The 18,750-nt window shown below is 65.8% G+C and carries 17 protein-coding genes; 5 read left to right on the top strand and 12 right to left on the bottom strand.

The window, feature by feature from the left end; translation table 11 throughout:
* Positions 1 to 168 precede the first annotated feature (168 nt).
* The 7 genes from atpE to mnmG form a co-directional block, all read right to left on the bottom strand.
* Complete coding sequence (gene atpE / locus QZY44_RS07425) at positions 169 to 390, bottom strand: F0F1 ATP synthase subunit C (RefSeq protein WP_176974909.1); 222 nt, start codon at positions 388 to 390, stop codon at positions 169 to 171.
* Between the two features lie 82 nt (positions 391 to 472).
* Positions 473 to 1,372, bottom strand: a complete 900-nt coding sequence (atpB, locus tag QZY44_RS07420) for a F0F1 ATP synthase subunit A (RefSeq protein WP_295444410.1) — start codon at positions 1,370 to 1,372, stop codon at positions 473 to 475.
* Positions 1,373 to 1,375: 3 nt separating this feature from the next.
* Positions 1,376 to 1,819, bottom strand: a complete 444-nt coding sequence (locus QZY44_RS07415) for an ATP synthase subunit I (protein ID WP_295444407.1) — start codon at positions 1,817 to 1,819, stop codon at positions 1,376 to 1,378.
* A gap of 153 nt (positions 1,820 to 1,972) precedes the next feature.
* Positions 1,973 to 2,899, bottom strand: coding sequence for a ParB/RepB/Spo0J family partition protein (locus QZY44_RS07410; RefSeq protein WP_295444404.1), 927 nt, complete (start codon positions 2,897 to 2,899; stop codon positions 1,973 to 1,975).
* A gap of 40 nt (positions 2,900 to 2,939) precedes the next feature.
* Positions 2,940 to 3,728 carry a ParA family protein gene (locus tag QZY44_RS07405; RefSeq protein ID WP_295444413.1) on the bottom strand — a complete coding sequence of 263 codons (789 nt, stop codon included), beginning with the start codon at positions 3,726 to 3,728 and terminating at the stop codon, positions 2,940 to 2,942.
* 7 nt (positions 3,729 to 3,735) lie between these two features.
* Entirely contained in the window at positions 3,736 to 4,386 is a 651-nt protein-coding gene (gene rsmG, locus QZY44_RS07400) for a 16S rRNA (guanine(527)-N(7))-methyltransferase RsmG (protein ID WP_295444402.1), read from the bottom strand.
* A gap of 293 nt (positions 4,387 to 4,679) precedes the next feature.
* Complete coding sequence (gene mnmG, locus QZY44_RS07395; protein WP_295444399.1) at positions 4,680 to 6,554, bottom strand: tRNA uridine-5-carboxymethylaminomethyl(34) synthesis enzyme MnmG; 1,875 nt, start codon at positions 6,552 to 6,554, stop codon at positions 4,680 to 4,682.
* Between the two features lie 130 nt (positions 6,555 to 6,684).
* Here mnmG and QZY44_RS07390 point away from each other — a divergent pair, with 130 nt between their 5' ends.
* Genes QZY44_RS07390 through QZY44_RS07380 form a run of 3 tightly spaced genes read left to right on the top strand, consistent with a single transcriptional unit; the run spans position 6,685 to position 10,671 of the window.
* Positions 6,685 to 7,644 carry an AAA family ATPase gene (locus QZY44_RS07390; protein ID WP_295444396.1) on the top strand — a complete coding sequence of 320 codons (960 nt, stop codon included), beginning with the start codon at positions 6,685 to 6,687 and terminating at the stop codon, positions 7,642 to 7,644.
* The gene (locus QZY44_RS07385) at positions 7,641 to 8,657 is read left to right on the top strand and encodes a DUF58 domain-containing protein (RefSeq protein ID WP_295444393.1); all 1,017 of its coding nucleotides are present in this window, start codon (positions 7,641 to 7,643) and stop codon (positions 8,655 to 8,657) included. Before QZY44_RS07390 ends, QZY44_RS07385 begins: the two co-directional genes overlap by 4 nt.
* Positions 8,644 to 10,671: a DUF3488 and DUF4129 domain-containing transglutaminase family protein gene (locus QZY44_RS07380; protein ID WP_295444391.1), complete on the top strand. Its 2,028-nt coding sequence runs from the start codon at positions 8,644 to 8,646 to the stop codon at positions 10,669 to 10,671. The genes QZY44_RS07385 and QZY44_RS07380 overlap by 14 nt, the downstream gene beginning before the upstream one ends.
* A gap of 82 nt (positions 10,672 to 10,753) precedes the next feature.
* Here QZY44_RS07380 and QZY44_RS07375 read toward each other — a convergent pair whose 3' ends face one another.
* Positions 10,754 to 13,678 (bottom strand): ATP-binding protein, encoded by a 2,925-nt coding sequence (locus QZY44_RS07375; RefSeq protein ID WP_295444388.1) that lies wholly within the window; start codon positions 13,676 to 13,678, stop codon positions 10,754 to 10,756.
* An 855-nt stretch (positions 13,679 to 14,533) separates the two neighbouring features.
* Positions 14,534 to 14,977 (bottom strand): hemerythrin domain-containing protein, encoded by a 444-nt coding sequence (locus QZY44_RS07370; RefSeq protein ID WP_295444385.1) that lies wholly within the window; start codon positions 14,975 to 14,977, stop codon positions 14,534 to 14,536.
* Positions 14,978 to 15,345: 368 nt separating this feature from the next.
* Between QZY44_RS07370 and QZY44_RS07365 the strand changes: the two genes are divergently transcribed.
* A complete protein-coding gene (locus tag QZY44_RS07365; protein ID WP_295444382.1) occupies positions 15,346 to 16,074 on the top strand; it encodes a Crp/Fnr family transcriptional regulator in 729 nt (242 codons plus the stop codon).
* 79 nt (positions 16,075 to 16,153) lie between these two features.
* Positions 16,154 to 16,510, top strand: coding sequence for a hypothetical protein (locus tag QZY44_RS07360; protein WP_295444379.1), 357 nt, complete (start codon positions 16,154 to 16,156; stop codon positions 16,508 to 16,510).
* Here the strand turns inward: QZY44_RS07360 and QZY44_RS07355 are convergent.
* The 3 genes from QZY44_RS07355 to QZY44_RS07345 form a co-directional block, all read right to left on the bottom strand.
* Positions 16,507 to 17,112: a response regulator gene (locus tag QZY44_RS07355; protein WP_295444376.1), complete on the bottom strand. Its 606-nt coding sequence runs from the start codon at positions 17,110 to 17,112 to the stop codon at positions 16,507 to 16,509. The two genes, QZY44_RS07360 and QZY44_RS07355, sit on opposite strands and share 4 nt — an antisense overlap.
* Positions 17,113 to 17,152: 40 nt before the next feature.
* The gene (locus QZY44_RS07350) at positions 17,153 to 18,127 is read right to left on the bottom strand and encodes a HAMP domain-containing sensor histidine kinase (RefSeq protein ID WP_295444373.1); all 975 of its coding nucleotides are present in this window, start codon (positions 18,125 to 18,127) and stop codon (positions 17,153 to 17,155) included.
* 339 nt (positions 18,128 to 18,466) lie between these two features.
* The coding region (locus QZY44_RS07345) for a trypco2 family protein (RefSeq protein WP_295444370.1) at positions 18,467 to 18,750 on the bottom strand (284 nt) is incomplete at its 5' end.

The raw sequence follows: 18,750 nt of genomic DNA, 5'->3' as shown, positions 1-18,750 counted from the left end.
CGAAGACCCCGAAGGAGATCATCTGGCCAATGAGTGTCAAATTGAAGTTCATCTATTGCCTCGGGTGCCGCGGGGTGCCTGGGGGTGCCTCAAGTCTGGCGGGCGACCGGTCACAGCCGGGCACCTGATCCTGATCTGCCCTGGGATCTGCCCTGGTCTGTTTCCAGCTTAGGCGGCGAACATCAGGTAGAGGCCCATGGCGATCGCGATGACCGGCAAGGCATCAACGAGACCCATGACGATGAAGAACTGGGTCCGCAGCATCGGAATCAGCTCCGGCTGACGGGCCGCGCCTTCCAGGAACCGGCCACCCAGGACACCGATGCCGACACCGGCGCCGACCGCGCCCAGGCCGAGCATAAGGCCCGCGCCGATGAATTTGATGGCCATTGCAAACGCTTGTGCGGCTTGTAGTTCCACGGGTGACTCCGGTTGATGGAAAGAGGAGAGATTAGTTGAAGAGCGAAACGAATCAGTGATGGGTCTGGTGGGCCATGTCCAGATAGACGACCGTCAGCACCATGAAGATGAAGGCCTGCAGGGTGATGATCAGGATATGAAACACCGCCCAGACGAATTGCAGACCACCGGCGGAAACCGCCATGACGGTGCCGCCACTGTACATCAGCGCGATCAGGATAAAGATCATCTCACCGGCATACATGTTGCCGAACAGACGCAGGGCGAGCGAAACCGGCTTGGACAGCAGACTGATGCCCTCCAGGATCAGGTTCGCGGGCAGACCCCAGACACCGAAGGGCTGCAGCGTCAACTCACCGAGGAAGCCGCCGACACCCTTCACCTTGAAGCTGTAATACAGGACGGTGAAGAACACCATCAGGGCCATGGCAAACGTCGTGTTCGGGTCCGCGGTGGGGACCACACGCAGGAACACATGATGCGGATTGGCGCCGAACAAACTCCAGAGCTGACCCCACAGCCAAGGAAGCAGGTCCACCGGCAGCAGATCCATCATGTTCATAAGCAGAACCCAGACAAAGATAGTCAGGGCGAGCGGCGCCACCATCGGATTCTTACCGCTGAACGAACCGCGGACGTTCTCGTCGATGAAATCGACGACCCACTCCGCGAAATTCTGCCCCCCATCGGGCACGCCGGCGGTGGCGCGCTCGGCGACCTTGCGGAAAAAACTGAAGGCCAGCCACCCCAGCAGGATGGAGAAGAACATGGTATCGAGGTGAATCGCCCAGAAACCCATGCTCGCGACCTCCTGGGAGTTCGCGGCAAACACCAGGCCATGATGGTGAGAACCAATCAACTCAGCCTTATCCGCCGGCAGATAGCCCAGGCCCAGATGGGTGAGATGGTGATGGATGTATGCTTGCGAAGTGAGGGGTTCAGCGGTCGACATCGGTCATCTCTCGGATTCTATCGTGGCGGCTTCTATCGTGGCGGTCTGTTCTTGGCCATCCTTGCCACGGGCACCTCCTCGGGCGCCCAACTGTGCTGCAATCACCGTGGATGCGACCTGGATCACCAGGTATGCAGCCAGCAGTGCCGGAATACTCAGCCCATCGATGGCAACGTACGCCAGACCGAAGAGACCGATGATCAACGCCAATTTCGCTGCTTCGGCGCCATAAATACGCAACAGCAGCCGCTGCGGCTGCTGAGCACGGTAGCTGCGGAAGACCCACAGCGCAAACAAGCGATTGGCCAACAGACAAACCCCAGACCCCACCAGCACCGAAACCACCACGTGCCAACCGAACGGCAACGCAATGACCGCCGCGATGACACTGAGAATCGTCTGGATCTGAAAGAGCCGCTTAGCGAGTTGGGCATCCGCCTGTTGCATCAGAGTGGCTGGTGTTGGGTAAAGTCCCCCTTGCCAAGACGAGCAGTATAAGGGCTTGCGGAAATGGGGTCAACGCAGGCTAAACCAATCGATCGCCCGAGAACACCGATTCATACCATTGGGCCAGCCCGGCACGCACCGCGGCCGACCAGATCACTTGATATGTGCAAGGATGCCATCCAACTCGTCCAGACTGTGGTAGGCGATCACCAGCTTGCCGGTCCCCTTCGGACCCTGCTGGATCTGCACCGGGGCACCGAGCCGCGCGGCCAGGTCCTCCTGCAGGCGACGGACATCGGGGTCTTCGGCCTTGGGAGCGGGCGTGGCGGTCGGCTCGCCGGCCTGCTGGAGGCGGCGCACCAGGCGTTCGGTCTCGCGCACCGAGAGCCCGGCGGCCACCACCTGCTTGGCGGCGGCGCTCTGCTGCGGCCCTTTCAGCCCGAGCAGGGCGCGGGCGTGCCCCATCTCCAGCTGGGACTGCTCCACATGGGTCTTGACGTCCGGGTTCAGCTCCAACAGCCGCAGTAGATTGGTGATGGTGGTGCGGGACTTGCCGACGGCCTCGGCGATCTGCTGGTGGGTCAGCTGGAACTCGATCAACAACCGCTCCAGCGCGCCGGCCTCCTCCAGCGGGTTCAGGTCCGCGCGCTGGATGTTTTCGATCAGGCCGATGGCCACCGCGGTGGGCTCGTCCACGTCGCGGATGACCACCGGGATATCCTTGAGCCCCGCCTGTTGCGAGGCGCGCCAGCGGCGCTCCCCGGCGATGAGCTCGTAGCGCTCCGGGGCGATCGGCCGCACCACGATCGGCTGGATCACGCCCTGGACGGCGATGGAGTCCGCCAGTTCGCGCAGGGCATCGGGATCGAAGTCCCGGCGCGGCTGATAGCGACCGCGCGCGATGCACTCCAGGGGCAGCCGCGTGATGCGCTCGCCGACAGGGGCGGCAGACCCGTCCCCACCGGCCGCGTCGCGACTCGGATCAGGGCTCAACACGGCCGGGCGAGTCGCACCGAGCAGGGCGTCGAGTCCGCGACCGAGCCCGCGTTTTTTGGGGCTTACGATGTTTTGCTCTTCCATGGATGGGGGCTCAGTGACACAGAGGGCAAGTTGATCGGGATCAGGCCGCGAGTTGGCGCTTGCCTTGGCGGCGCAGCACCTCGCTGGCGAGCGCCAGGTAGGACAGCGCCCCCTTGGAAATCGGATCGTACAACAGCACCGGCTGGCCGTGACTGGGGGCCTCCGCCAGGCGGACGTTACGCGGGATGATGGTGCGGTAGACCTGATCGGAAAAATGGACCACGAGCTGGGTGGAGACCTGATTGGCCAGGTTGTTGCGCGGGTCGTGCATGGTGCGCAGGATACCCTCGATCTGCAGACCGGCGTTGCGGCTGTCGCGGACCTGATCGATGGTATCGATCAGGGCGGACAGACCCTCCAGGGCGTAGTACTCGCACTGGATGGGGATCAGCACCCCTTGGGCGGCCACCAGTGCATTGAGCGTCAGCATGTTGAGCGACGGCGGGCAGTCGATGATGACCAGGTCGTAGGCCGCGGACACGTTCGCCAACACCCGCTCGAGGCGCCGCTCCCGGTCGACCGAGCCGATCAGACCCACCTCAGCGGCGGTCAGGTCGGAGTTAGAGGGCAGCAGATCGAAACCGGGGGCCGGCTCCAAGACCCGCCGCACGCAGTCCGCGAAGGCCGCGTCAGAGAGCAGCACGTCGCAGCTGGAGCACTCGATGCTGTGCTTGTCGACCCCGCAACCCATGGTGGCGTTGCCCTGGGGGTCCATATCTACCAGCAGGACACGCCGCTGCATGGAGGCCAGGGACGCGGCCAGGTTGACGGCGGTGGTCGTTTTGCCGACCCCACCCTTCTGGTTGGCAACGGCGATGATTCGGGCCATGGCAGGTTCACTCACAGCGGATCTCGATCAGATGACGTTCGCCTTCGAGGAAGGGCACGAACAGCTTATGCACGGCCAAGTCGAGCTCGCGGAGCGCCGGGTCTTGGAGCTCGTCCTGGGGGTAGCGGCCCTTCATGACCAGCAAGCGACCCGGACGTTCGAGCAGAGGGGCCGCCAGGCCTTCGATCTGTGCGATCGTGGCCACGGCCCGACTCACTATGGTACTGAATTTTCGCCCCGGCCGGTACGACTCGATGCGGCTATGCTCGCCCTGCACGTGCGCGAGCCCGAGCTCAAGCACCGCCTGACGCACAAACCGGACCTTCTTGCCGTTGCCGTCGAGCAGCCAGTAGCGCCGGCCGGGATCGCAGATGGCGAGCGGCAATCCCGGTAGCCCCGCCCCGGTGCCCAGGTCCAACACCGACTCACCCGTGAGATACGGCAGGATCGCGAGGCTGTCGAGCAGGTGACGCGAGACCTGCTCGAGCGGGTCGCGCACGGCGGTGAGGTTGTAGGCGCGGTTCCAGCGGGCCAGGAGTGCCAGGAGGTCGAGCAGCCGCTCGCCCTGCCCCGGCGCGAGCGTCAACCCGAGCGCGGCCACACCCTCGGCCAACCGCGCGGCCAGCGGACCCTGGTGCTCGAAAGGGTCTTGGGTCATCGCCTGACCCAGGCGTGCGGAGAAAAAAGGGTCTCACGCCAAGGCGCCAAGGCGCCAAGGGAAGAAGAATCGACAAGACGGTAAAAAAACACTTTCGTAACCATGTGAGGCCGGAGTGGCCTGAGGATAAATGGACAGGATTAACAGGATGTCTCAGGATTTACAAGATTCTCAAGACATTGACTAACCGTTCCTTAATCCTGTTAATCCTGAGACATCCTGTTAATCCTGTCCTATTTCCAACCGCCGGGTAACATCTTGGCGCCTTGGCGCCTTGGCGTGAGACCTTTTTCTTACCCGGCGTAGCGCTTGAGGTGAATCAGCAGCAGCGACACGGCGGCGGGGGTGACGCCGGGGACGCGCCCCGCCTGACCCAGGGTCGCGGGCCGCACCCGGGAGAGCTTTTCGCACACCTCCACGGAGAGCCCACGCACCAGCGCGAAGTCGAAGTCGGCCGGCAGCGGCTTGGCCTCCTGGTCACGCTGGCGATCGATCTCCGCCTGCTGGCGCACGATATAGCCGTGGTAGTGCGACTGGATCTCCAGTTGCTCCGCCACCGCGGCCACCACCGGGGCGGGCGGCTCACCGGTCAGGCGCACGATACCCGGCCAGTCGACCTGGGGCCGGGCCAGCAGATCCAGCGCGCGGACCTCCTGGCGCAGCGGCTCACCCAGGACCGCCACCTGATCCTCAATCGGCACCGCCGCCGGACGCACCCAGGTCTCGCGCAGCCGCTCGCGCTCCCGGGCGATGGCCTCGCGCTTGCTGTCGAAGGCACGCCACTGCGCCTCACCGACGAGCCCCAGTTGTCGCCCGGTCTGCGTCAGGCGCAGATCCGCATTGTCCTCACGCAACAACAGACGGTACTCGGCGCGGCTGGTGAACATACGGTACGGCTCGGTGGTCCCGCGGGTGATGAGATCGTCCACCAGCACCCCCAGATAGGCCTCATCGCGCCGCGGATACCAGGGGTCGCGGCCCTGGACCCGCAGCGCGGCGTTGGCCCCGGCCAGGAGTCCCTGGGCGGCGGCCTCCTCATAGCCGGTGGTCCCGTTGATCTGGCCGGCAAAATACAGGTTCTCCAGATGATTCGTCTCCAGGGTCGCGTGCAGGTCCCGCGGATCGAAGAAGTCGTATTCGATCGCGTAGCCCGGACGGGTGATGTGGGCCTGCTCGAAGCCCGCGATGGAGCGCACCAGGGCCAGCTGGATGTCGTAGGGCAGGCTGGTGGAGATGCCGTTGGGGTAGACCTCATGGGTACACAGACCCTCGGGCTCCACAAAGACCTGATGGCTTTGTTTGTCGGCAAAGCGCACCACCTTGTCCTCGATGGACGGGCAGTAGCGCGGGCCGACGCCCTCGATCACCCCGGTATATAAGGGTGAGCGGGAGAGTCCGCCGCGGATCAGGTCGTGAGTGTGGGCGTTGGTGTGGGCGATGAAGCAGCTCACCTGCCGCGGGTGGTCCGCAACGGCTCCGAGGAAGGAGAAGACCGGCGTCGGCCGGTCGCCGGGTTGTTCCTCCAGGTGGCTGTAATCGATGGTCCGCCCATCGATGCGCGGCGGGGTCCCGGTCTTGAGCCGCGCCGGACGCAACGGCAGTTCCCGCAGGCGCTGGGCCAGGGCATTGGCCGGTGGATCGCCCGCGCGCCCGCCCGCATAATTGGCGAGCCCGACATGGATGCGCCCGGCCAGAAAGGTCCCCACGGTGAGCACAACGGCGCGGGACGCGAAACACAGCCCCATCTGGGTGCGCACGCCCACGACCCGACCCGCCTCGATGAGCAGGTCGTCCGCCGCCTGCTGGAAGATCGCGAGATTGGGCTGGTCCTCGCAAGCGGCGCGCACGGCCGCCTTGTACAGTACCCGATCGGCCTGGGCGCGGGTGGCCCGCACCGCCGGCCCCTTGCTGGCGTTCAGGATGCGAAACTGGATGCCCGCGCGGTCGGCCGCGCGGGCCATGAGCCCGCCCAAGGCATCGATCTCCCTGACCAGGTGGCCCTTGCCGATGCCGCCGATGGCCGGGTTGCAGGACATCGCACCGATGGTCTCGATGTTGTGGGTCAGCAGCAGGGTACGCACACCCATGCGGGACGCGGCCAAGGCCGCCTCGGTCCCGGCATGGCCGCCGCCAATGACGATGACATCGTATGAATCGGTCGCAAACATGAGGCGCGGTCTTTAAGTATCCGAGAGGAGGCCGCAGTTTAACCCAATCGAGCCTTACCACTGGAATATCAGGCTTTTTCAGTGACGGCGTCCCCTACCACCGGTGCCCGAGCGCCGCCGAGGACAACGCGTGAAAGGGTCTCTACCAACCACGATCCACCCCGATCCCCCCCAGGCCAACCTGACTGAGCAGGTCCTGGCCGCGGCCGGGGCCATCATCCTGGGCAAGGAACACGCCTTGCGGTTAGCCCTGGCCTGCCTGCTGGCCCGCGGCCACCTGCTGATCGAGGACCTGCCGGGGGTGGGCAAGACGACCCTGGCCCACCTGTTGGCACGGCTCTTGGGGCTCCAGTATTCGCGCATCCAGTTCACCAGCGATCTGCTCCCGGCGGACGTGATTGGGGTCTCGGTCTATGAGCGGGACAACGAGCGCTTCCGCTTCCACCCCGGCCCAGTGTTTTCGCAGCTGGTGCTGGCGGACGAAATCAACCGGGCCACGCCCAAGGCCCAGAGCGCCCTGCTGGAGGCCATGGAAGAGCGCCAGGTCACCGTCGACGGGGAGACCAGACCCCTGCCGGACCCCTTCTTCGTGATCGCGACCCAGAACCCCTCCTACCAGATCGGCACCTATCCGCTGCCGGAGTCCCAGCTCGATCGGTTCCTCATGCGCATCCGCCTGGGCTATCCGCCCGCCGCCCAGGAGAAGGTGCTGCTGGCCGGAGAGGATCGACGGGCCATGGTCGAGCGACAACCAGCCATCCTGACGGCGGCCGACCTCGCCCGGCTGCAAGGGCTGGTCTCCCAGGTCACGGCCACCGCACCGATCATCGACTACTGCCTCGCCATCCTCCAGTTTACCCGCCGCAGCGAGCGCTTCGTCCACGGGCTCTCGCCCCGGGCGGGTGTGGGCCTGCTGCGGGCGTCCAAGGCCTGGGCGCTGCTGGCGGGACGTACCTATGTGATCCCGGAGGATGTCCAGGCGGTCGTGCCGGCCTGCTGCATCCATCGGCTGGTGGGCGGGGATGCCGCCGGACGCCTGGATCACGACGAGGTGGCGGCGCTCATCCTGGCCGCGGTGCCGGTACCGTGAGTGCCACCGGGGCCGGTGGCGGTGGGTTCCGGGCCAACCTGCAACGCCGGCTACAGGACCTGCTGCGCAAGGCGCCGCTGGACGCCGACGGCATCGCGCGGATCGCCGCGGCCCAGATCTATATCATGCCGACCCCGACCGGGTTGTTGTACGCCATCGCCGCCTTCACGATGCTCATGGGCTCACTGAACTATCAGAACAACCTAGGGCTCATGTTCACATTCTTCCTGGTCGCCGTCGGGCTGGTGGCCATGCATCACTGCTGGTTCAACCTGCTCGGCCTCGCGGTGCAGGTCCGGCCCGGTCCGGCCGTGTTTGCCGGCACCCCCGCCCAGTTCGAGGTCACCCTGCACAACACGCGCGCAGCCGCGCGGTTCGACTTGCGCCTGGCGGGCGGTATCGACCCCGGCACGCCGGTTTGCTTGAACGCCCGCGACCAACAGATGGTGCTGCTGGGCCTGCCGACCCGGCGCCGCGGCCTGCTGGCGCTGCCGGCGGTGGAACTGGAGACCCGCCACCCGATGCATCTCTTTCGCGCTTGGTCTTATGCGCAGAGTGGGGCGCAGACCCTGGTCTATCCGCGGCCGGCGGCGACGGCACCGGCGCCGGTGCAGGACCAGGGCCAGGCGCGACGCCCGGCCCAGCGCGGCGGCGAGGGCCGCGACGACTACCTGGGGCCGCGTGAGTATCGGTACGGGGACTCCCCCCGCCACCTAGATTGGAAGGCTCTGGCACGCGAGCGCGGCCTGATCGTCAAACAGTTCGGCGGCGAGGAGGGGCTCGACGTCTGGATCGACTGGGCGCAGCTCAGCACCCCGGACCCAGAGCTCAGGATCAGCCTGCTGACCCGCCAGCTACTGGATACCGCGCGCTCCCAGGTGCGGTTCGGGCTGCGGCTGCCCGGGCGCGAGCTCCCCCTGGACCGGGGCCAGATCCACCTGCAGCAGTGCCTGGCGGCACTGGCCCTCTTCAATCCCGGCGGGGATGGCATTGGCAATCATGGCCAAGCCTGACCTCATCGACGCGCCGTCCCGACGCGACCAGACGCTCGCGATCACCCTGACGGTTGCGGCCGCCTATCTGCCGCTCGGGCGCTTCATGGCCTGGGAGGTTTCTGCCTTCCTCGCGCTGGTGCTGGTGTTGCGGTTCGCCGCCGCGCGCTGGCCGGCGGCCACGCCGGGACGCTGGACCCTGTTGATCCTGACCCTGGTCGGGGGGCTTAACTGTCTGGTCGCCAATCAAAGCCTGGTCGGCAAGGTGGGGGGCACGGCGCTGCTGGTCACCATGCTGGCGCTCAAGCTTCTGGAGCTGCGCACACGCCGCGACCATCGGGTGGTCGCCATCGTGCTCGGCCTGCTGATCACGGTGCAGTTCCTGTTCGATCGCGGACTCGGACTGACCCTGTACCTCGGCGCCGTGGCGGTCATGACTGTGGCGCTCCTGGTGGATCTCAACGGCGGACTGGGGGCCGCACCCTGGCGCCGCACCGCCGCCGTCACGGCGCGCCTGACGCTCCAGGCGGCGCCCCTGACCGTGGTGCTGTTTCTGCTCTTCCCGCGGCTCGACGCCCCCCTGTGGAACCTGGGCCTGGAGCGGGACACCGGCACCATCGGCATGACCGACCACCTGGAGCCCGGCTCAGTCGGCGAACTGGTGATCAATGGCGAACTCGCCTTCCGCGCCCGCTTCGCCACACCCGCACCGAAGCGGCAGCAGCTCTACTGGCGCGGCCTGGTGCTCTGGGAGGTGGACGATCGCCGCTGGTCCCAGGGAGCGGACCTGCCGCCGGGGAAGGCCGATCGCCTGGCTCAGATGGCGGACCTCATCGACTACGAGGTTGTACTGGAGCCGTCGCGGCAGCGTTGGCTGTTCACCCTGGACCTGCCGGCGCAAGCCCCGGACGAATACCCGGCGGACACCCGACTCGGGGCCGGGTTTGCGTTGACCGCGACCGCACCCATCAGCAGCGCCAAGCGTTACCACGCCCGATCGGCCCTGAGCTACCAGACCAAAGCGCCGAGCGAGGCCGAGCGCCGCTACGCCCTACAGGTACCGCGCAACGTCACCGCGCGGATGCGTTCACTGGTCGCCGGCTGGTCGCGCGACGGCGCGACCGACTGGGACCTGGTCCAGGCGGGCCTCAACTTCTTCAATCACGAGGAATTCCACTACACCCTGCTGCCGCCGCGACTCGGGGCCAACCCCTGGGATGAGTTTCTGTTCGAGACCCGCAGCGGCTTCTGCGAGCACTACGCCGGCAGCTTCGCGATCCTGATGCGCCTGGCCGGGGTGCCGGCCCGGGTCGTACTCGGCTATCTCGGCGGGGAACCCAATCGGATCGGCGGCTACCACATGGTCTGGCAGTCCGATGCCCACGCCTGGGTGGAAGTCGCCATCGCCGGGCGCGGTTGGGTGCGGGTCGACCCGACCAGCGCCGTCGCGTCCTTTCGGGTCGATAACCAGGGCGCCTCCCGGCTGCTGGGTGCCGGCGCCCCGCTACGGTTCCAGATCGACGCGGCCGGGCCGCTGGGCCGGGCCATCCGGCAGCTGCGCTACCTGGCCGACAGCGTGGATGCCGCCTGGCAGGGCTGGGTCCTGGACTTCTCCAGCGAGGAGCAGAAGCGCCTGGTCGACGGCCTGGGGCTGCGCGAGTATGGCGAGCTCGCCCTGGCGGGGATCATGATGACCTCGGTGGCACTGGTGATGGGCCTGATACTGCTCGCGCTGATGCGGCAGGCGCAGCCGCAGGACCCGGTCACGCGCAGTTATTCCCTGCTGTGCCGGCGACTGGCGCGCGTCGGGTTGACCAGGGCATCCGGGGAAGGCCCCGCCGACTTCGCCCGTCGGGTCGGCGCGGCGCGGCCCGACCTGGCCGTGGCGGTGGGGCAGATCGTCGGCCTGTATGTGCGCTGCCACTTCACGGCACACCACACGACGGCCGACGGGGAGCGGCTGGCGCTGCGGGTGCGCGCCTTCCGGCCCAGGGCGGCGCGGCACCCGCCGGGACCACGGGACCAGCGTGGGTAACGCCGTCTGCGGCGCGCGAACCGCCCACTCGACGATCCAAATTGGCCAGCCCAGGACGGGGCCTTAACCCTAAAAAGAGCAGTTAAGCCGCAAATGAACGACCAAGAACCGCTTGCAGATCGTCGAGGCTCGCGGGCTTGATGAGGTGGTGGTCGAAGCCGGCCAACTGGACGCGTCGGCGGTCTTGCTCAGCGCCCCAGCCAGTCACGGCCACGAGCACGAGGCTGCCAGTCGGGTCGTGCGCGCGCATGCGCCGCGCCACCTCGTAACCGTCCATGTCCGGCAAACCAAGGTCGAGAAAGACCACATCGGGCCGCTCGCTGCTGAACGCCTCCAGGGCCTGCGCACCGTTATAGACGATACGCACCTGCGCACCCAGCAGGCGCAGCAAGATCCCCAAACTGTCCGCAATATCGGGATGGTCGTCCACCACCAGGATCTGTCGCGACAGCGGAACCATGACCGCTGGCTCGGCAGCGACGAGCAACGGCGTGGGCGCCACCTCCAGCAACGGCAGACGAATGACGAACTCGCTACCCTGTCCGGGGCCGTCGCTGCGGGCCTCGACCTGGCCGCCATGCAACTGCACGAGGCTGCGTACCAGTGCGAGCCCGATCCCTAGACCACCACGGCGGGTCGGATGGGCTTGTGCGAACAGCTCGAAGATCGCATTGCGCTGATCGGCCGGGATCCCCTCGCCATCGTCGCGCACCGAGAGCTTGGCCTCACCACCATCACGCCCGAGGGTGAGCCAGATGTGTCCGCCCACGTTGGTAAATTTGATGGCGTTGTTGAGCAGGTTCCCGACGCTCTGCGCCAGGCGAACCGGGTCGCCCCCCACCGTCAGCGGCTCGTTGGGCAGGCGCGCAACCAGCTGGCGTTGGGTGTCGAGCGTGCTCGCGCTCACGACCTCCATGGCGGCGCGGACGGTCTCGCACAGATCAACGGGCTCCCGGCGCAGCTCGATCTTGCCGCGGGTGATGCGCGAGACGTCCAACAGGTCGTCGACCAACCGGACCAGATGCGCGAGCTGACGCTCCATCATGGCCTGAGCACGCCCGGCGATCTCCGGACCCTGGCCCCGCAGACGCAGCAGATCGAGTCCGGTCCTCAGTGGTGCCAGCGGATTGCGCAGCTCATGTGCGAGGGTGGCGAGGAACTCGTCCTTGCGCCGGTCCACCTCCCGCAGCGCCTCCTCGGCAAACAGACGCTCCAACTCGCCGGCCGCGCGGATCGCCACCTGTTTCAGGATCGTTTCAGCGAGCGAGCGCTGATCCAACGGCGCGCGCCAGATGAGTGCGATCAGGCCAATCGGCGCTCCGGCGTGGTCCCGGAGCGTCGCCCCCAGATAGCTCTCCGCGCCCAGGTCCTGGAGCGCCTGGTCACGCGGGAAACGCTGCCGGACCTGGGCCGGGAAGCAACAGACCGCCTGGCTCACGGCCTCGCCGCAGGGTGTATCCCTCAAGGCATACGTCATGTTGTCCTCGAAGTGCCCATCGCACCAGATGGCCAGGGTGCGGGCGTTCAAGCCATCCCCTTCGAGCCGATCGATGCAGACGTAGAACACGCCCAGGCGCTCGGCCAGGTGGCGCGCCAAGGCATGAAAAAAAGACGCATCCGTCGCCGTGCTGCTGGTCTGCGCCAAGAAGGCTTGCACGTCCTCGATCTGCTTGCGCTCAGTGATATCCTGTACCGTCCCTGCCATGTGGATGGGACGCCCTTCGGCATCGCGTTTCAACTCACCACGACCGCAGAGATAGCGCAGGCGCCCGTCGGGCAGGACCCGGCGAAACACCAGATCATCCGGACGCTCCCCTGCCATACAGGTGGCAATCCAGGCGCGCATCGCCAGTCGATCGTCCGGGTGGATCAGCTGCTCGAACGTTTCGCCATTCGGGATGAAGGTGTCCGGGTCGACGCCCCAGAGGCGATAGGTCTCCTCCGACCAGGTAATCTGACCGACGCGGTCGTAAATCCAACTGCCGATGTGGGCGATGCGCTGGGATTCGGACAGCAGCCGATCCTTCTCACGCAACGCATCCTCGGTCCGTTTGTGCTCAGTGATATCATCAATGACGACGACCGCAGCAATCGTGTGACCGTGGGCGTCCAGGACCGGCGCGGCGTTACTGCGCATGATCCGGCACGCACCATCGCCGCGCAGGAAGGCGACCTCCTCCCCACGAATCACTTCCCCTTGAAGTGCCCGCACCAATTGCCAATCCTCGGGGACGTAGCGTCGCCCGTCGGGATGAAACCCGATGTATTGGCCATACTCGGACGGACTGGCCGCCGCCATCGTGTCCATCCGCCAGATCTCGCGCGTGCGCTCGTTGATGCGCAGTAACCGCCCCGATGGGGCCTCGGCAATCCCGATGCCGACGGGCAGGTGCTCGATCACGGCGTCCAGCAAGGCTTGCTGGGACTGGACATCTGCCAGCAGTTGCGCGCGCTCACGCAGCACCGCCGCGGCCCGGTTGGCTAGCAACACCTGCACGATGGCCGGCACCAGCCCCTCAATCGCCCCCAGCTCCGCCGGCCCGTAGCCACCTTCGCGGTTGCCGAGGCCAACCAACCCGATCGGTTGACCCGCGTGGATGAGGGGCATCCCCAAGAAGGCGCCCAGTGGGGGATGATCGCATCGGGCGCCGGTGCGCACTGGCGTGGGTAGGTCATCGGCGATCAATCCCTGGCCAGCGGACAGCACCCGGGCGCAGAACCCGCAGAGATCGAAGCCGACGGACAGCGGCTGGTCGGGGCCAGCTCGCGCAGGCATCTGCGGGCACTCCAAGCCCCCATCGCTGACGGCGATGTCTTCCAGTACACCCGTGTCGGGGTTGACCATCCCGATGAAGCCGAGCGGGCTATGTGTCACCTCCTGTACCACGCTCAGGCAGGCGTGGCCCAGCGCCGCCTTGCTCGGGCCGGCGACCGCCTCGCGCAGTATCCTCGCCATACCCGTGAGAATGGCGTGCCCCTGCGCTCGCAGATCGGCGTCTTGATCCATCGCGGGCCTCAAACGCTGTCGATGTTCAATCGCGTGCGGATACTATCACCCCACACTGAGTATTTCCCCGGATAGTCAGATTTCACGCCATGGCGACACACTATACCGCAGTGGCCAGGCTCACCACTACCCAGGACACCGGCGCCCCCCACCCACCGGTCCTGGGTTTTTTTACTGCGTTCTGCGGTGAAGGCCGCGGAGCCTCCAGCTGCGCCCAGATGGCGCCTGGCCAACCTAGCGAAGGTACCGCATCATGCTCACGAATCCCTCTCCCTGGTCCCGGTCTTGGGTACGCGACCTGATCATCCCGGCCGTTGCGCTGGCCGTGCTGCTGGTATGGCAATGACCAACGCAACCTTTACCGTGAAAGTCGCGCCGGGAGCGCGCTCCACTTCTCCCTCCCCTATTGGGGGAAGGCCGGGGAGGGGAACGGCCCAGGCGCCCGCCACTTTCATCTTCCGGGGTGGCGCGGGCGCCATGGCCGTTACCCTGATCAAGCGCATGGTGCCGGGCACCGGACCGGGGGGTGCGCAGTGAGCGCCTGGACGCTGGTGGGGATCGCATTCAGCTTGGCGGTATTCGCCGTACTGCTGGGCATCGTGTACGTGCTATGGGTCGATCGGCTGGATGCGCAGGAGGACGAACGTGCCAGACACTGAGCGACACAGTAACCAGCATGCGAGTCGTACAGCGTCTCGACTGGTCAACCCGGTGTTACCCGCAGCCCTGAATGCGTTGCTGACCACATGCAGGGGCGCGTCGGCAGGATTGCTTACGATTCGGCTTAAGCGAGGGCGCCACTCGGCCCGCGGGTCGCCGATCGAAGGCCCCCGGAGACGGAAACCATCAGGCGAGCTAGGCGTGCGCCTGGTGCAACATACCGATCTCCAGCAGTTTTGGCATGAGAACCTCCTCTTCGCGATCAAGTCGCTGATCGATCACCTCAAAGACCTGATGGGTCTCAGCCAAGAAATTGTCGCTGAAATTGAAATCGGCGTTTTTCAGCCACTTCTTATAGTAGTTTTCGAACATGAGACGCAGCGCCCCCTCGCTGCTGATGAAGCCCCAGGCCATCGACTTAACTTTAGGGTCATCATGGATCAGCAGCTTGGGGTACAGGCCGCAATCCGCCTCCGCCAGGTGACTCTGCACCCGCTCGTCCAGATCGCACAACAGCTGGTAGGCCGTGCGGGCATGGGGGCGAATGCGCAGTTTATCCGGGGTGAGGAGCGGGCGCAGGTCGTGGATCATCTGGCGTAGATCCGAGTGGGTGCTGCAATAGCCGTCTAGTGTTTGCATGGATGTCCTCCGCTTTTGTCTTTTCCTGACATTCTTGCCATATCGCTGAATTTGTATATCCGGATAACTACTCAGCGACCGGTCGGTGGGACTGAGTATTCTTACGGATAGCGTGCCACCGGCAGTGTGGAAAATACTGCAATTGGCAGCACGCCCCAAAGGCCTCGCCGATCTGCCGACACCGACGGCGCCTCGACCCGGCGATGGCGGCGGCGGACCGCTCGACTCCTGACTCCGTGCGGGACTTGCGCGGCCTGCCGCGACCCCAGTTAAACAGCAGCCCAGACCGCAGCGACGCTTGAGTGGGGATGCTGTTGGTCATACACACGTTCCCTGGAATCGTTACCAAACCCGCTGGAGGTTAGTTTATGGCCATGTTACAAAACCCCACGAATCCACTCAACAATAAGTTGCTCTCCGCATTGCCCGCGGCCATGTATGAGCGACTGCTGCCCCACTTACAACTCATTGCAATGTCGCGTGGCCAGACCCTATACGAGGCTGGTGAGCGATTGGAGCATGTCTATTTCCCCATCAACGCCATAGTCTCCCTGTTGAACGTTCTGGAGAACGGTACGTCTGGGGAGATCGCCGTCATCGGCAATGAGGGCATCGTCGGTATTGCCCTCTTCCTGGGCGACCCGACCATGCCAACACGGGCCGTGGTACAGAGTGCGGGTTACGGCTATCGGCTCACCGGGCACCTGTTCAAGGAGGAATGCGCCCACTCCATGCCGTTGCAGCAGCTGTTGCTGCGCTACACCGCGGCCCTGCTCACCCAAATGGGGCAGACCGCGGCCTGCAATCGGCACCACTCGGTCGACCAGCAACTCTGCCGGCGGCTGCTGCTCAGTCTCGACCGGTTGCCCTCGAACGAACTGGATATGACCCAGCAACTGATTGCCAAAAGCCTGGGCGTCAGGCGCGAGGGGGTGAGCGAGGCCGCCGGGAAATTGCAGCATGCCGGTTTGATTCGCTACCGTCGGGGCCACATCACCGTGCTGGATCGCCGGGGCCTGGAGGCGCGTGCGTGCGAGTGCTACCAGGTGGTTAGAAAAGAGTGTTGCCGTCTGCTGCCCGCGGCCCTAGCGCACTAGCCGGACGCGGTCGAACCAAAATCACGACAAAAGCGCCGCGGCCTCAAGTCAGCGGCGAGCCAGCGGAGAATGACATCCCATGCCGATAACTTCCGTGTACACTCCAGAGGACGACCTGCTTGATTTGGCCTTCGAGGGCTCCTTGGACCTGGCGATGGCTAACGAGGTGTTCGGGATAGTCCCGCAGCTGCACGCTGGGCTGCGAACCTGCATCATGGACCTGACCCGTGTCGAGCGGGTGTTCGATTCCGGGATCGCGCTGCTACTTAAGCTCACCGCGGACCTGCGGCGCTCGGGTGCGACCGTGGTCGTGCTGGCCGACGATCGGGATATCCGGGGGCGGTTCGCACTGATCCAGGGCGACGCCAACTATGCGTCACGCCAGCACCTCGCAGCGGCCATGGAAACGTCCAGGGGGCCGGCCGTCTGGTCTTAAGACAGCACGACGCTGGCCATGTTGCAGAGCGTGGCCAGGCTGTCTGCCTGCATGGTCGTCATGACCCGCGCGCGATGATTTTCCACCGTGCGCGAGCTGATTTCGAGTAACCGCGCAATCTCCTTGTTGGAGAGCCCCTTGGTCACCAGTTCCATGACTTCGCGTTCGCGCACCGTCAGCCGCTGGTAGCGCTCACGGATCTCGGTGCGTCCCGCACGCTGGGAACGGCGCCGCTCATCCTCCCGGAGCGCCTCCCGAATACGAACGATCAGGACGTCCCAGGCGACGGGCTTCTCCACGAAGTCCACCGCCCCGGCCTTGATCGCCTGCACGGTGGTGGGGATGTCGCCGTAGCCGGTGATGAAGATGATCGGTAGCTCAGAGCCGCGCGCCTTCAGCACCTCTTGCAGGTCCAGACCGCTCATGCCTTGCATGCGCACATCCAGGACCAGGCAGCCTGGGCGTTCGCCGTGAGCCGACAGGAAGGACTCAGCTGAAGGGAAGGACTCGACGCGCAATCCCGCCTGGCGCAGTGACCAGTCGATGGCCTCGCACACGCCCTCATCATCATCCACGACAAACACGGTCGGCTGATCGCTCATCGATACCTCCGTTGCTGTTGCCTCGGGTCCCGCAGGGGAGTCATTGATCGGCCTCAGTGTGGGCAGACCGCGGTAACCGCAAGTGCAGGGTCGCCCCGTCGGTTACCCGAGGATCCACCCACAGGTGTCCACCCAGTGGCTCGATCAGCGCCCGGCTGATGGCGAGTCCGAGCCCACAGCCCGCGGATTTGTCGCTCTCGAAGGCCTTGAAGATACGCTCGGCGTCTTCGGGTCTGATCCCCGGGCCGCTGTCCTGCACGGTGACCTGCACCCCCATGGGTTCGGGATGGACGCTCAGGCGCACCCGGCGTTGCGCAGTGCCGGCCTGCTCGATCGCCTCGATGCTGTTGAACAGCAGGTGGAGCACTATCTGGCCGATGACGGTCTTGCTGACCTGAAGCCTCACCGGCTCCGCCGGAAAATCCACGAAAAGCTGTACCTGCTTGTGGGCGGCGAGGGGGCGTATCAGAGCAACCGCCTCGGCGAGGGTCTGGCACAGGTCGGTGGAGCTCGGTTCTGCCCCGTCGGAACGCACGAGCTCGCGCAACCGCGCGAGGATCTCAGCAGCGCGCTTTACCTGGCCCTGGATCCGATCCATGACATCCGCCAACGCGTCCGGCGCCAACGTCCCCGACTGGAGCAACGCGCTGGCGACGTTACTGTACATGGCAATCGCGGCCAACGGTTGACTGAGTTCATGGGGTAGGACGGCGATGAGCGCCCCGGCCGTATGCCGCCCGGCGCACTGGGCGAGCCGTGTCGCGGGGAGGGCACGCAGTTGCTGTCCGCACGGCGCCGACGGCTGCGCACCCGGCGGTTCCAGCGTGTCTTGCGCGGGTCCAGCGGACCGGCGCGGCGGGTGATCCATACTCGCCCGCGCCTCGGCGATGAGCTGGCGCAGCTGCGTGCGGAGTGTTTCCGGTGCGTCGCAGCAGCCCAGCAAGGACTCAAGGCGAGTGATGACGTCGGCAGCGGCGAGCGGTGTGAGCGTTGGCGGGATACCGGATGCTGTCATCGTTCGCAATCTCCAGTGGTTCCTGAGCGAGGCCCGGGGGCACCAGCGCCGGCCTCTGCCATGCAACCGCGGTGTCTGGCGTGCTTGGGCATTGCCGGCCTTCAGCTCGCTGGTCAAGGACAGGAGCCGGTCGCCGATACCGGACATGCTCATGACGTCCCCGAGGAAGTCCCCCAGCTCGCGTTGGGCATTGCCGACGCTGGCCCGGGGAAAGCCCCCGGCTCGCCCATTTCACGGAGCGCTCAGGGGGGGCGGCGGCGAGGGGGTAAGCGGGGGCTTGAGGCGCAGGGTCTGGAGTGATTCGGTGCCGATCCTGCCCTTCGCGTCGCCATTCATGACTCAGAATTTGCAGCCGGCGCCGGCCTCGGCACTCTTGGCGACGGTCACCTCCAGCTCGATCTCGATCTCGACGGACTCGACGCGAAAGCGCAGATCCTTACGCTCGCCCTCGCGCCGCGCCTCTTCCAACTCGCGGCGCCGCTCGATCAACATGTCTGCCAAGGGTCTCTTGGCCGTGTCCATCGTGCGTGACCGAAGGTGATTCACCTGGCTGGATTCTACATCGCGCCCGGCGAATCTGCACAAGCCGTGATCGGTCCGCGCCGCGGTCCCTACGGGGAAGG

The sequence above is a fragment of the uncultured Thiodictyon sp. genome, assembly GCA_903837595.1.
In the GTDB taxonomy this organism is placed as follows: Bacteria; Pseudomonadota; Gammaproteobacteria; order Chromatiales; family Chromatiaceae; genus Thiodictyon.
The sequence above is the reverse complement of the archived record's forward strand: the minus strand, read 5'-3'. Positions and strand labels throughout refer to the sequence as shown.

Coding starts and splice junctions, on each gene's coding strand:
- QZY44_RS07360 (WP_295444379.1), top strand. CDS start 16,154: ATGCCGATAACTTCCGTGTACACTCCAGAGGACGACCTGCTTGATTTG.
- rsmG (WP_295444402.1), bottom strand. CDS start 4,386: ATGACCCAAGACCCTTTCGAGCACCAGGGTCCGCTGGCCGCGCGGTTG.
- QZY44_RS07365 (WP_295444382.1), top strand. CDS start 15,346: ATGGCCATGTTACAAAACCCCACGAATCCACTCAACAATAAGTTGCTC.
- QZY44_RS07380 (WP_295444391.1), top strand. CDS start 8,644: ATGGCCAAGCCTGACCTCATCGACGCGCCGTCCCGACGCGACCAGACG.
- atpE (WP_176974909.1), bottom strand. CDS start 390: ATGGCCATCAAATTCATCGGCGCGGGCCTTATGCTCGGCCTGGGCGCG.
- QZY44_RS07375 (WP_295444388.1), bottom strand. CDS start 13,678: ATGGATCAAGACGCCGATCTGCGAGCGCAGGGGCACGCCATTCTCACG.
- atpB (WP_295444410.1), bottom strand. CDS start 1,372: ATGTCGACCGCTGAACCCCTCACTTCGCAAGCATACATCCATCACCAT.
- QZY44_RS07370 (WP_295444385.1), bottom strand. CDS start 14,977: ATGCAAACACTAGACGGCTATTGCAGCACCCACTCGGATCTACGCCAG.
- QZY44_RS07355 (WP_295444376.1), bottom strand. CDS start 17,112: ATGAGCGATCAGCCGACCGTGTTTGTCGTGGATGATGATGAGGGCGTG.
- mnmG (WP_295444399.1), bottom strand. CDS start 6,554: ATGTTTGCGACCGATTCATACGATGTCATCGTCATTGGCGGCGGCCAT.
- QZY44_RS07415 (WP_295444407.1), bottom strand. CDS start 1,819: ATGCAACAGGCGGATGCCCAACTCGCTAAGCGGCTCTTTCAGATCCAG.
- QZY44_RS07405 (WP_295444413.1), bottom strand. CDS start 3,728: ATGGCCCGAATCATCGCCGTTGCCAACCAGAAGGGTGGGGTCGGCAAA.
- QZY44_RS07410 (WP_295444404.1), bottom strand. CDS start 2,899: ATGGAAGAGCAAAACATCGTAAGCCCCAAAAAACGCGGGCTCGGTCGC.
- QZY44_RS07350 (WP_295444373.1), bottom strand. CDS start 18,127: ATGACAGCATCCGGTATCCCGCCAACGCTCACACCGCTCGCCGCTGCC.